Origin of the sequence: Cupriavidus neocaledonicus (genome assembly GCF_000372525.1) — a bacterium.
Classification (GTDB): domain Bacteria; phylum Pseudomonadota; class Gammaproteobacteria; order Burkholderiales; family Burkholderiaceae; genus Cupriavidus; species Cupriavidus neocaledonicus.
In genome coordinates, this window is sequence record NZ_AQUR01000102.1 from 100181 (window position 1) to 112255 (window position 12075).

Annotated in this window: 10 protein-coding genes and 1 pseudogene; 3 read left to right on the top strand and 8 right to left on the bottom strand. The window is 69.5% G+C overall.

What is annotated here, in order from left to right; translation table 11 throughout:
* Positions 1 to 36: 36 nt before the first annotated feature.
* Positions 37 to 2010, bottom strand: coding sequence for a PAS domain-containing hybrid sensor histidine kinase/response regulator (locus tag A3AG_RS0120580; RefSeq protein ID WP_018007241.1), 1974 nt, complete (start codon positions 2008 to 2010; stop codon positions 37 to 39).
* A gap of 250 nt (positions 2011 to 2260) precedes the next feature.
* Between A3AG_RS0120580 and A3AG_RS31820 the strand changes: the two genes are divergently transcribed.
* Genes A3AG_RS31820 through A3AG_RS0120595 form a run of 3 tightly spaced genes read left to right on the top strand, consistent with a single transcriptional unit; the run spans position 2261 to position 4280 of the window.
* A complete protein-coding gene (locus A3AG_RS31820) occupies positions 2261 to 3064 on the top strand; it encodes a Crp/Fnr family transcriptional regulator (RefSeq protein ID WP_018007242.1) in 804 nt (267 codons plus the stop codon).
* Between the two features lie 40 nt (positions 3065 to 3104).
* Positions 3105 to 3419: a flagellar transcriptional regulator FlhD gene (gene flhD / locus A3AG_RS0120590; protein WP_018007243.1), complete on the top strand. Its 315-nt coding sequence runs from the start codon at positions 3105 to 3107 to the stop codon at positions 3417 to 3419.
* 27 nt (positions 3420 to 3446) lie between these two features.
* Positions 3447 to 4280, top strand: a complete 834-nt coding sequence (locus A3AG_RS0120595) for a hypothetical protein (protein WP_026164341.1) — start codon at positions 3447 to 3449, stop codon at positions 4278 to 4280.
* Between the two features lie 12 nt (positions 4281 to 4292).
* Here A3AG_RS0120595 and gabD read toward each other — a convergent pair whose 3' ends face one another.
* From gabD to A3AG_RS0120630, 7 genes and pseudogenes are all read right to left on the bottom strand, one after another.
* A complete protein-coding gene (gene gabD, locus A3AG_RS0120600; RefSeq protein WP_018007244.1) occupies positions 4293 to 5741 on the bottom strand; it encodes an NADP-dependent succinate-semialdehyde dehydrogenase in 1449 nt (482 codons plus the stop codon).
* A gap of 70 nt (positions 5742 to 5811) precedes the next feature.
* Positions 5812 to 6024, bottom strand: a complete 213-nt coding sequence (locus tag A3AG_RS0120605) for a DUF3079 domain-containing protein (protein ID WP_018007245.1) — start codon at positions 6022 to 6024, stop codon at positions 5812 to 5814.
* A gap of 78 nt (positions 6025 to 6102) precedes the next feature.
* Positions 6103 to 6318, bottom strand: coding sequence for a hypothetical protein (locus A3AG_RS0120610; RefSeq protein WP_018007246.1), 216 nt, complete (start codon positions 6316 to 6318; stop codon positions 6103 to 6105).
* A 104-nt stretch (positions 6319 to 6422) separates the two neighbouring features.
* Positions 6423 to 7649 carry an AI-2E family transporter gene (locus tag A3AG_RS0120615; RefSeq protein WP_018007247.1) on the bottom strand — a complete coding sequence of 409 codons (1227 nt, stop codon included), beginning with the start codon at positions 7647 to 7649 and terminating at the stop codon, positions 6423 to 6425.
* Positions 7650 to 7853: 204 nt separating this feature from the next.
* A pseudogene (locus A3AG_RS31825) lies at positions 7854 to 9276 on the bottom strand (aldehyde dehydrogenase family protein).
* A 30-nt stretch (positions 9277 to 9306) separates the two neighbouring features.
* The gene (locus A3AG_RS0120625; RefSeq protein WP_018007248.1) at positions 9307 to 10218 is read right to left on the bottom strand and encodes a TauD/TfdA dioxygenase family protein; all 912 of its coding nucleotides are present in this window, start codon (positions 10216 to 10218) and stop codon (positions 9307 to 9309) included.
* A 39-nt stretch (positions 10219 to 10257) separates the two neighbouring features.
* Positions 10258 to 11928 carry a GMC family oxidoreductase gene (locus A3AG_RS0120630; protein WP_018007249.1) on the bottom strand — a complete coding sequence of 557 codons (1671 nt, stop codon included), beginning with the start codon at positions 11926 to 11928 and terminating at the stop codon, positions 10258 to 10260.
* Between the last annotated feature and the right edge of the window lie 147 nt (positions 11929 to 12075).

Here is a 12075-nt window from a genome sequence, read left to right on the forward strand (position 1 = left end):
TTGGCGAAGGTCGGGTTCGGCCCGATGCCGTGCCGCTCAGCCGGGCGGGCGCAGCCGCGCGATGGTGCCGAACAGGGTTTCCAGCTCCACCGGCTTGACCAGGTGCGCATCGAAGCCGGCGGCCTCGGTATGCTGCCGGTCCGCCGGCTGGCCGAAGCCGGTCAGCGCGACGTAACGGGTGGATTCGGTGCCCGCCACGCCGCGCATGGCGCGCACGACCTCGAAGCCGTCCATGCCCGGCATGGCCAGGTCGATCAGCGCGATATGCGGACGGCAGCGCGGCGCCACGTGCAGGGCTTCGGAGCCGTCGTAGGCGATGGTCACCTCGTGGCCGCACATCTCGAGCAGCATCGCCAGGCTGTCGGCGGCGTCGCGGTTGTCGTCGACCAGCAGGATGCGCTGCACCTGCAGGTCGGCCTTGTCGTGGCTGACGGCGGGCAGGGCGGCGCGGTGCGCATCGTCGGACGGGCGCGCGGCCGGCAGCGGCAGCCGTACCGTGAAGGTGCTGCCCAGCCCCGGCCCGGCGCTGGAGGCCGCGATGGTCCCGCCGTGCAACTCCACCAGCGACCGGCACAGCGACAGGCCGATGCCCAGTCCGCCTTGCACATCGGTGCCCGGGCGGCTTTCCTGCACGAACAGCTGGAAGATGTCTTCGAGCGCATGTGGCGAGATGCCGCGGCCCTGGTCGGTCACCCGCAGCTCAAGGGTACGGTTCTGCACCGCCGCGGCAATCGTCACCACCGAGCCGGGCGGTGAAAACTTCGACGCATTGAGCACCAGGTTCTGCAGCACCTGCACCAGCCGGGTCTTGTCGGCATCCATGCGGATCGCACCGGGCGTGCCCTGCACGTCGACGCGCTGCGACTTGGCATCGAGCGCCGGGCGCGCGCCCTCGATCGCCAGCCCAATGATCTCGTCGAGTTCCACCGGTCCGGTGCGCAGCTCGATCCGGCCGGAGGTGATGCGCCCGATGTCGAGCAGGTCGTCGACGAGCCGGCTCAGGTGCGTCACCTGGCGCTCGATCAGGGCCAGGCTCTGGTTGGCCAGCGCGCCGTCGCCCGGGGCGAGCCGCATCGCGGTCAGCGCGCTGCGCACCGGTGCCAGCGGATTGCGCAGCTCATGCGAAAGCGTGGCCAGGAACTCGTTCAGGCGCTGGCTAGAGCGTTCCAGCTCTTCGCGGCGGCGGCGTTCGCTCATGTCGCGCGTCACCTTGGCAAAGCCGCGCAGCGAGCGCGAATCGTCGTAGACGGCGGTCAGCGTGACATTGGCCCAGAACAGCGAGCCGTCCTTGCGCACGCGCCAGCCTTCGTCCTCGACGCGCCCGGCGCGCCGGGCCAGGTCCAGGTGCCGCGCGGGCTTGCCCGCGGCGACGTCTTCCTGCGGATAGAACAGCGAAAAATGGCGGCCGATGATCTCGTCGCGGCGGTATCCCTTGATATAGGACGCGCCGGAATTCCAGCTGACGATATGGCCGCCGGGGTCGAGCATGAAGAGCGCGTAGTCCTTGACCCCTTCCACCAGCAGGCGCAGCGACTCCTCGCTCTGGCGCAGCGCCTCGGCGGCGCGGCGTTGTTCGGTCAGGTCGCGCGTGACCTTGCCGAAGCCGATCAGCCGGCCCTCGGGGTCGCGCAGGGCGGTGATGACGACGTTGGCCCAGAAGCGGCTGCCGTCCTTGCGCACGCGCCAGCCCTCGTCCTCGAAGCGGCCCAGTTCGGCGGCGGCCTTCAGCTCGGCGTCGGGCCAGCGCCGCGCCACCGCGTCCGGGGTATAGAACTGCGAGAAATGCTTGCCCAGGATCTCCTCGCGCCGGTAGCCCTTGATGCGGGCGGCGCCCTTGTTCCAGCTGGAGACATGGCCGCCCACGTCGAGCGTGAAGATGGCGTAGTCCTGCACGGCTTCCACCAGCGTCCGGTAAGGGGTATCCGCCGCCTGCGCATGGTCCGGGGCACCGGGCTCGGGGGTGCTGGCGTTGCCGGCCTGGGGTTGCGGATCGTCGGGGCGTCTTGTCATGGGATGGGGTTGGGCGACGCGCCGGCGCTGCCGGCGCGTCCGATCCTGATGGTGCGGTAAGGATACGCCTGCTTGCACTTCGCTGGCACCCGCCCGCACGGTCAAGTGCAGCACGGACGTCCCGGCGGCCCGGCGCACGGCAAGGTCGGACGCTTCCGTGCCGAGAATCAGAATGTACGGATTGTCTGGCCGGGGTGGCTCCATAGAATGGACGCACGAGCTTCTCCAGGTCTTCCAGCCCACAGCGCCGATGACACAGTCCGACGATCGCCAGCCGCAGCGCGAGGCCATGCCGTGCAGCACGTGTTGCCAGATGGCCGGCGCCTGGCCTGAGTGCGCACCGGCCGGGCAGGCCCTCGGCGCGCCAGGTATCGAAGCCTCGCAACGCCTGGTGCGCCTGCGCAAGGGCGAGTTCCTGTACCTGCTGGGAGACCCGGTGACATCGATCTATGCCATTCGCGTCGGCAGCATCAAGACCCATGTCACCACCGAGGACGGGCGCACCCAGGTGGTCGCCTTCCACTTTCCCGGCGACATGGTCGGGCTGGACAGCCTGGTGCGCCCGCACTATGCGTCGTACGCCACCGCGCTGGAAGACACCAAGCTGTGCCTGTTCACCGTGGACGCGCTGCGCCTGGCCGCGGCCACGCTTGCGCCGCTCGGCCGGCAACTGCTGCAGGCGCTGGACGGCCAGCTGCAGCGCGCGCGGGAAGTGCAGACCATGCTGGCGCTGATGACCGCCGAAGAGCGCCTGGTGACGTTCCTGCTGTGGCTGGCGGACGGCTTGGCGCTGCGCGGCTTTTCGTCGTCGGCCTTTGTGCTGCGCATGAGCCGCGAGGAAATCGGCAGCTATATCGGCCTGACGCTGGAAACGGTCAGCCGGCAGCTCTCGCGGCTGGCCGAGGGCGGACTGATCACGGTACGGCACCGCACCATCACGCTGCTCGACAAGCCCGCGCTGCGCGCCATTGCCGCGCGCGCGACGATCCTCGCCCACGCGCCCGCGCCGCGCTTGCGCCGCGCCGGGGGCGCATCTGCCCCGGCGCAAGGCTGACATGGAACCGGCCGGCACACCCGCAGCAGCCGGGCCCGACATGCCCCCGGAAGCGGACGCCGACAGCCTGCGCCAGATCGAGGTGCTGAACCTGTCCTACCTGCTGCTGGTGCAGCGGCTGATGCGCGAGAACGAGGCCGAGGCCCTGTTCCGGCTCGGTCTCGGGCGCGAGGTAGGCCGCCTGCTGGCATCGCTGACGCCGACGCGGGTCATCGCGCTGGCGCGGTCGAACCAGATGCTGTACCGCTTCCGGCTGGATGACAGCCTGCTGGTGGCCGCGTTGACCGAGGCCGAGCCGCCGCACGCCTTGCAAGGCATGCATGCCGCGATCGTGATGGCATCGCGGCGGGATTGACACACGACTTCTCGAACCGGAGGGTATATGACTGGCAATGCGATTACGCATGTCGATCTCAAGCGGATGACCATGGCCGCCGACCGCCGCGGCGGGTGGCTGCACGCGGTCGACCGCACCGAAATCGCGGGCACGCTGCAGATGCAGGACCTCGTCCAGGCCCTTGGCGCCGAGGCCGCCGAGCAGCGCTGCATCGAAGCCGGCCTCGAGACCCTGGCCCTGGCGGGGCACCCCCCGGTGCGGGCGGTGGTTACGGTGGGCCACGGCCGCCAGCCGGCGCTGGACTTCCATGTCGATGCGGACATCCAGACGTGCTGCGCGCTGGACCTTACCCTGCAGCAGGCCATTGCCAGCCGCTTCACCAGCGTGCTGCCGCCCGGGCTGGCGGTGTCGGTGCTGCCGCTGGACATCTACGCGCGCGAATGCGGCGCGCAGGAGCGCGGGCCAGAGACGCAGGCCTGGGGCGCGTGCGCGCGCGAGCTGCTGTCCGGCGGCGAGGTGCAGCTGCGACTCGCGGTGGCATGCGCCTATCTGGCGGCGCTGCAGGACGCGCAGGGTCTTGCCGAGCGGCTTGGCTACCTGCAGCAGAATCTGCTCGACCAAGGCCAGGAGGCGCTGTCCTGGCGCCTGCGGCGGCACCGCAGCGTGGAGGGACGCATGCTGGCGCAGGCGCTCGAAGGCCTGGCCCGCGCCGCGGACGGGGCGCTGTATGAGTTCGGCACCCGCTACAGCCGGGAGCGGGCCAGCTACCATGTCGAGCAGATGCAGCAGCTGCGCGACCAGATCGCGCGCTTTCGGGACAGCTGCCGGCTGCCTGCGCCGCAGTCCGGCCCCCGGCCCGCCGTGGGCACGGCGGGCTGACAGGCGGCGCGATCAGATGCCGGCCATGCAGGTGTACTTGATGACCAGGTAGTCGTCGATGCCGTAATGCGAGCCCTCGCGACCCACGCCGGATTGCTTGACGCCGCCGAAGGGCGCCACCTCGTTCGAGATCAGGCCCGTGTTGACCCCGACCATGCCGTATTCCAGCCGTTCCGAGACGCGCCAGACCCGGCCCAGGTCGCGCGCATAGAAGTAGCTGGCCAGGCCGAACTCGGTGTCGTTGGCCATGGCAACCACGTCGTCCTCGGTGTCGAAGCGGAACAGCGGCGCCAGCGGACCGAAAGTTTCCTCGCGCGCGACCAGCATGCCGGGCGCGACGTCGGCCAGCACCGTCGGCTGGAAGAAGGAGTGCCCGAGCGCATGGCGCTGGCCGCCCTGCAGCAGGCGGGCGCCCTTGCCGAGCGCGTCGGCGATGTGCTCTTCGACCTTGGCCACGGCCTTGTCGTCGATCAGCGGGCCGATGCGCACGCCGTCGTCCATGCCGTTGCCCACCTTCAGCGCCGCCACCGCGGCCACCAGCTTCTGCGCAAACGCGTCGTACACGCCGGACTGCACGTAGATCCGGTTGGCGCAGACGCAGGTCTGCCCGGCATTGCGGTACTTGGAGACGATCGCGCCTTCCACGGCGGCGTCGAGGTCGGCATCGTCGAATACGATAAAGGGCGCGTTGCCGCCCAGTTCCATCGACACCTTCTTGATGGTGGCGGCGGTCTGCGCCATCAGCGTGCGCCCGACCTCGGTCGAGCCGGTGAAGGTCAGCTTGCGCACCAGCGCATTGCTGCTCATCTCGCCGCCGATCGCGCTGGCCGATCCGGTCACCACCGACAGCACGCCGGCGGGGATGCCCGCACGCTCGGCCAGCGCCACCAGCGCCAGCGCCGTCAGCGGCGTCTGCGAGGCGGGTTTGAGCACCATGGTGCAGCCTACCGCCAGCGCCGGGCCGGCCTTGCGGGTGATCATGGCGGCGGGGAAGTTCCACGGCGTGATCGCGGCACAGACCCCGACCGGTTCCCTGGTCACCACGATGCGCTGGTTGCTGACCGGGGCCGGAATGGTATCGCCATAGACCCGCTTGCCTTCCTCGGCAAACCATTCGATGAACGAGGCCGCGTAGGCGATCTCGCCGCGCGCCTCGGCGATCGGCTTGCCTTGCTCCGCGGTCATGATGCGGGCCAGGTCTTCCTGATTGGCCATGATCAGCTCGAACCACTTGCGCAGCAGCGCCGAGCGTTCCTTGGCGGTGCGGGCGCGCCACCCCGGCCACGCGCGGTTGGCGGCCTCGATGGCCTGACGGGTTTCTGCGGCACCCAGCAGCGGCACCTGGCCGACGCGCTCGCCGGTGGCGGGATTGGTCACGTCGATGCGGCGTTCGCCATCGATCCAGCGGCCGTCGATCAAGCACTGCTGCCGCAGCAGCGAGGAATCCTGGAGGTTCAGCATGGTTGTCTCGGTGGATGCCGGCAGTTGCGCCGGGTCTTATCGTTGAGCCGTAGACAACGATTGTAATCCGCTACCTGGGGGTGGTCCCGGACGGTTCCCTGCCGGGCGGCGCCTCGATGCCCCAGTCACCGCATTCGAGCCAGTCGTCGCCAAGCAGTTCGACCGGGTGCTGGGTGCGGCTGGAGCCATTGCCGCAGCGCATCGAGTCGACCGGGCAGTACTGGTCGCAGCCCCAGCAGATGCGCTCGGGATGGCTGGGATGGATGGGAAATTTCTTGGCCATGATGGGCGATTATGTCGACGCTGCCAGTCATCAGCGTTGCGCGGAATCAAGGCAGCGCCAACAGCACTGTGGCGCCGTTCAGCGCCAGCCGTCGGCGTCGAGGTGCGTCCAGCGGTCCGGCGCTTCCCCGTCGTCGGACGCCAGCAGCAGCGTCTCGCCGCAGTGGCCGCAGCGGTACACGAACGCATTCTGGCCGCTCGCCGTGCGCAGCGTCGCCGAAATCGCCAGTTGGGGATGCGGCGGTACATGGCCAGGGCGGTCCAGTTGCGACTCGCACAGGTCGCATAGAGACATGGTGGTTCCTCCGCGCGAATGGCTGCGGCTGAAATGCTGTGGTGCAGCATTCGCTGTTTCAGTATAGCGGTGCAGCGGCGCCGCGACAGGTGTACGAACGCACGCTACTCGCCAAGGAACTCGGCCACCACTTCCATGCCTTCGATGTGATCCGCGACTACCTTGGCGATGGTGATCAGCGGTATCGCGAGCAGCATTCCCCACACGCCCCACAGCCAGGTGAACAGCAGCAGCGCGACGAACACCGCCACCGCGTTCATGCGCGCCATGCGGCCGGTCATCCACGTGGTGATGACCGAACCGATCAGCGTGGCGATCAGCAGCGAGCCGCCGGCCGCGGCGGCGGCCATGCCCAGAGTGCCGAACTGCATGAACGTCACCATGCCCAGGCACAGCGCGATCGCCAGCGCGCCGAAGTAGGGCACCAGATGCAGCGCCGCCGCCGCGATCGACCAGCTGCCGGCGTTGTCGACCCCCAGCCATTTCAGCAGCAGCCAGGTGCACACGCCGAGGCCGGCGTTGGTCACCAGCAGCATCCCCATGTAGCGGCGGATGGAGCGGTTGACCTCGTCCAGCATGTGCACGCTGATCTTCTTCTTCGAGATGGTGGTGCCCACCATCTTGATGAACTTGCGCTTGAAGGTATCGCCGGCAAGCATCAGGAAATACAGCAGGAACACCACCACCACCGCCTGTGCCGCCATGGTGAAGATGCTGACCGAGCCGGCCAGCAGCATGTTGTTGATCTGGCCCGCCGACTGCTCCACCACCACGTGAGTGCCGCGCGCCGGCGGTGGCTGGCCGGTGCCGCTGAGGACGGTGGCGGCGCGGCGTATCTTCTGCCACATCGAGTCGTCGCCGCTGAGCAGCGCGCCGATGGAACGCGACAGTTTGCTGGCCATCTCCGGCAGGCTGTTGACCATCGATTCGACCTGCCCCTGCAGCAGGTAAGCGCCGCTGAGCAGGGCGGCCAGCAGCGCCAGCAGCACGATGGTGCTGGCGAGCGAGCGCGCCAGCCCCAGCCGCTGCAGCGCGCACACCAGTGGATCGAGCAGGTAGGCCATCACCACCGCGATCACCACCGGCACCAGGAAGTCGCGCGCCACGTGTACGGCGTACAGCGAGAACAGCACCGCCAGCACCACCAGCGCGGTGCTGGCGCGATGCAGCGCGGTGGCGACGGCGGCATCGGTCAGCAGCGCAGGCGCCGGCGCGGACGCTGGCGTGGACAGGTCCGCGGCGGCGCCCGTGGGGCGGCCATCAGCGCTCAGCTGCGGGACGGGCTGCGCTGGCGGCAGCGCCGTAGCGGTGGGATCGGGAACGGTCGACATAGCCGGGCGCTTCGGCAAAAGGCCTGGCGCTACCCTCGAAGATAGCGCTCCGTCAGGCGTTGGCCTGTCGGACGCCGCCGCCTGCCGATGTCAGACAAGCGCGGCAGCGCGCAGGCATGCGTCGCGCAGACGACACCGCCCGGCGGCCAGCTTTGCGCTGGCGGCCGGGCGGATCATGGCCGGCCCGGAGCGGCAGCGCCGACTTCAGCCAGTCACGGTCTTGGTCTCGAGGAACTCGGCGATGCCCTCGGGGCCGTACTCGCGGCCGTTGCCGGAAGTCTTGTAGCCGCCGAAGGGCGCGGTGATATCCATCATCGCGCCGTTGATGCGCACATTGCCGGCGCGCAGCCGCGCCGCCAGCCTGCGCGCCCGTGCCGGGTCGGACGAGGCGACATAGGCCGCCAGGCCGAAATCCGTGTCGTTGGCGATGGCCACGGCTTCCTCTTCGCTGTCGTACGGCAACAGGCACAGCACCGGCCCGAAGATTTCCTCGCGAGCGATGGTCATGTCGTTGCGCACGTCGGCAAAGACAGTCGGACGGGCATAGAAGCCGCGCGCCAGGCCGTCGGGGCGGCCCGGGCCGCCGGCGGCCAGCCGCGCGCCTTCCTCGATGCCGACGCCGATCAGGCGCTGCACCTTGTCGTACTGGCCGCGGTTGGAAATCGGCCCCATCTTGGTCTCGGGGTCCGACGGATCGCCCACCTTCACCGCATTGGCCACCGCCGCCGCGATTTGCACCGCTTCCTCGTAGCGTGCGCGCGGCACCAGCACGCGCGTGGGCGCCACGCAGGTCTGGCCCGAATTGACCATGCACTGGGCCACGCCGCTGGTGACCGCGGCCTGCAGGTCGGCGTCGTCCAGCACGATCAGCGGCGACTTGCCGCCGAGCTCCTGCGCCACGCGCTTGACCGTCGGCGCGGCGCTGATGGCCACTTCCACGCCGGCGCGGGTCGAGCCGGTGATCGACACCATGTCGACCTCGCGATGCGACGACAGCGCGGCACCCACCACGCGGCCTTCGCCATAGATCATGATTGAACACGCCGGGCGGCGTGCCGGCGGCATCCATGATCTCGGCAAAGATCTGCGCGTCCAGCGGCGCGATCTCCGAGGGCTTGAGCACCACCGTGCAGCCCGCCGCCAGCGCCGGCGCCACCTTGGCCGCGATCTGGTTCAGCGGCCAGTTCCACGGCGTGATCAGCGCCGCCACGCCGATGGCCTCGCGCAGCACCAGGCTCTTGCCGCGCGGGCTTTCGAAGGCAAAGTCGCGCAGCGCCTGCAGCGTCGCCTGCAACTGCGCCAGCCCGATGGCGGCCTGCAGGTTGGTGGCCAGCGTGATGGGCGCGCCGATCTCCTGGCGCACCGCCTGCGCCAGGTCGGCCATGCGCGCCTGGTAGGCGGCGATGATGCGCTCGAGCAGCGCAATGCGGGTTTCGCGGGTAGACACCGACCACGCCGGGAAGGCCTGGCGCGCGGCGGCCACGGCGCGGTCCACGTCCGCGGCGGTGCCCATGGCGAGCGTGCCTGCCACGGCCTCCGTGGCCGGGTCGATGATGTCGGCCTGGGTGGCGCCCTCGGCGGGTTGCACCCATTTGCCATGGATATAGAACTTGTCGACGCTATGCATGTCCGGTTGCCTCGATGGGTTGGCGTTCGGTCAGACCGGGCGGTCGCCGATGATGGTGGCGCGGTTCATGTGGCGCACCGCGGGGAAGTAGTCCTGCACGGCGTAGTGCTGGGTCGAGCGGTTGTCCCACAGCGCGATCGTGTCCGGCTGCCAGCGCAGCCGTACCTGGTACTCGGGCGCGGCGGCCTGGCGGTACAGGTATTGCAGCAGGTCGAGTTCCGCGGGCCGGAAGTCGGAGCCGAAGCGGTATGGCTGTTCCCTGGCGAAGTTGGCGAAGTGCGTGGTGAAGGCCTCGTTGACGAACAGGATCTTCTCGCCGGTCTCCGGATGGGTGCGTACCACCGGGTGCACCATGGGCGGATACTTGGCGCGCATCTCGGCGTATTTTTCCTCGCTCAGCGCGGCGCCGAACGCCGGCATGGCGTCGTGCACGGCCTTCAGGCTGGCGATGCGGTCCTTCATTTCCTGGGGCAGGTTGTCGTACGCCGCGGCCATGTTGATCCAGAGGGTGTCGCCGCCCACCTCCGGGCACTCCAGGCAGCGCAGCATCGAGCCCATCGACGGGATCTCGCGCCACGACACGTCGGAGTGGTACAGGTTCTCGCGGCCGCGGGTCTTGTCGTTGCGGCCGAACACCACCAGCTCCGGGTGCTCCGGATGGTTGGTGAACATGGGGTGGACTTCGAGCTCGCCGAAGCGCCGCGCCACGGCAACGTGCTGGGCCGGCGTGATGGCCTGCTTGCGGAAGAACAGCACCTTGTACTTCAGCAGCGCGCGGCGCAGCGCGAGATAGGTGTCGTGGTCGAGAGCCTCGCGGAAATCGATGCCCTCGACCTCGGCGCCGATGGTCGGCGTGCAGCGGCGCACGGTGAAGGGAAAGGGCTCCTGCTCGAGCGCCCGGTAGTCTTGCGGGCTGAGGCTGGCGGGTGGGGTGGCTTGCATGGTGGTCTCCTTGGTGTGTCGTGCCGGTGCGGGTCGGGCTCAGCGGTGCGCGGCCCGGATCAGGTCCGCGGCCTTTTCGCCGATCATGATGGCCGGCGCGTTGGTGTTGCCGCCGACCAGGGTCGGCATGATCGAGGCGTCGGCGACGCGCAGCCCCTGCACGCCGCGCACGCGCAGCTCGGGGTCGACCACGGCCATGTCGTCGACGCCCATCTTGCAGGTGCCGACCGGGTGGTAGACGGTATCGGCATGGTTGCGCACGAAGTCCTGGATCGCCGCCTCGTTGCTGCTGTCGGGGCCGAACGCATCGGTCAGGACCTCGCGCCCGCCGTGCTGCGCCAGCGCGGGCTGGGCGAAGATGCGGCGAATCGCGCGCACCCCTTCGACCATGCCGGCCATGTCTTCCTCGGCCGACAGGAAGCGCGGGTCGATCAGCGGCGCTGCGCGCGTGTCGGCGCTGCGCAGGCGCACGTGGCCACGGCTCTTCGGGCGCAGCACGCAGGCATGGCAGGAATAGCCGTGGCCGAGGTTGCCCAGGTTGCGGTTGCCGAGCAGCGCCACCGCGAAGTGCAGCTGCACGTCGGGGATCTCCAGTTCGGGACGGCTGCGCAGGAACGCGCCGGCTTCGGCGATGTTGGAGGTCACCATGCCGGTGCGGGTGCGCCGGTAGCGCATCACCTCGCGCGCCAGCCGCAGCATGCCGCGGCCGGTCTTGCCGAACAGCTCGCTGGTCTGCAGCTGCTTGTTGACGATGATGTCGAGATGGTCCTGCAGGTTCTCGCCCACGCCCGGCAGTTCGTGCAGCACGTCGATGCCGACCTCGCGCAGGTGCGCGGCCGGGCCGATGCCCGAGGCCAGCAGCAGCTGCGGCGAGTTGAAGGCGCCGCCGCTGACCACGATCTCGCGCCGCGCGCGCAGCACCTGGGCCGTGCCGCCACGGACCACCTCGACGCCGGTGGCGCGCTTGCCGTCGAACAGGATGCGCAGCGCCTGCGTGTCGGTCATCACCGCCAGCCCGCGGCGGCCCCCGTTCAGCGCGGTGTCGGCCGCGTTGCCGCTGTGCAGGTAGGCGCGCGCCGCGTTCCAGCGCTCGCCGTTGCGCTGCGTTACCTGGTACAGGCCCGCACCCTCCTGGGTGGCGCCGTTGAAGTCGTCGTTGCGCGGCAGTCCGGCCTGTATCGCAGCCTCGACGAAGCGCTGCGCGAACGGGTTGGGCGAGCGCAGGTCGCTGACGTGCAGCGGCCCGTCGCTGCCATGCAGCGCGTCCTGCTGTCCGCCCAGGCGGGGATTGCGCTCGCTGCGGCGGAAGTAGGGCAGCACGTCGTCGAAGCCCCAGCCGCGGCAGCCGAGCGCGGCCCAGTCGTCATAGTCGCGCCGGTGGCCGCGGATATAGACCATGCCGTTGATCGACGAGCTGCCGCCCAGGCCGCGCCCGCGCGGCTGGTAGGAGCGGCGGCCGTTCAGGCCCGCCTGCGGCTCGGTGTAGTAGGCGTAATTGCGCGGCCCGGCCCTGGGCACCACGGCGGCGATGCCGACTGGCGCCCAGATCGCGTAGTGATGGTCATGCGGGCCCGCCTCGAGCAGCGCCACCGTGACGCTGGCGTCCTCGGCCAGGCGCCCGGCCACGGCACAACCCGCCGATCCCGCGCCGATGACGATGTAGTCGAACTCCGCCGGCGGGCTGGCGTTGTCGTTTGCCCTGTTATCCATGGTGATGTCTCCTGAGTTGCCAGCCGGCGGTGAGGGTAGCGGGGCGCAGACAGCTGGTGACGACGGATACTGCCATTACCTGTTATGACAGGTCAATAGGTCAAGACGAGACCTGTCATGATAGGTATAATCCGGTTCACTCAGTTC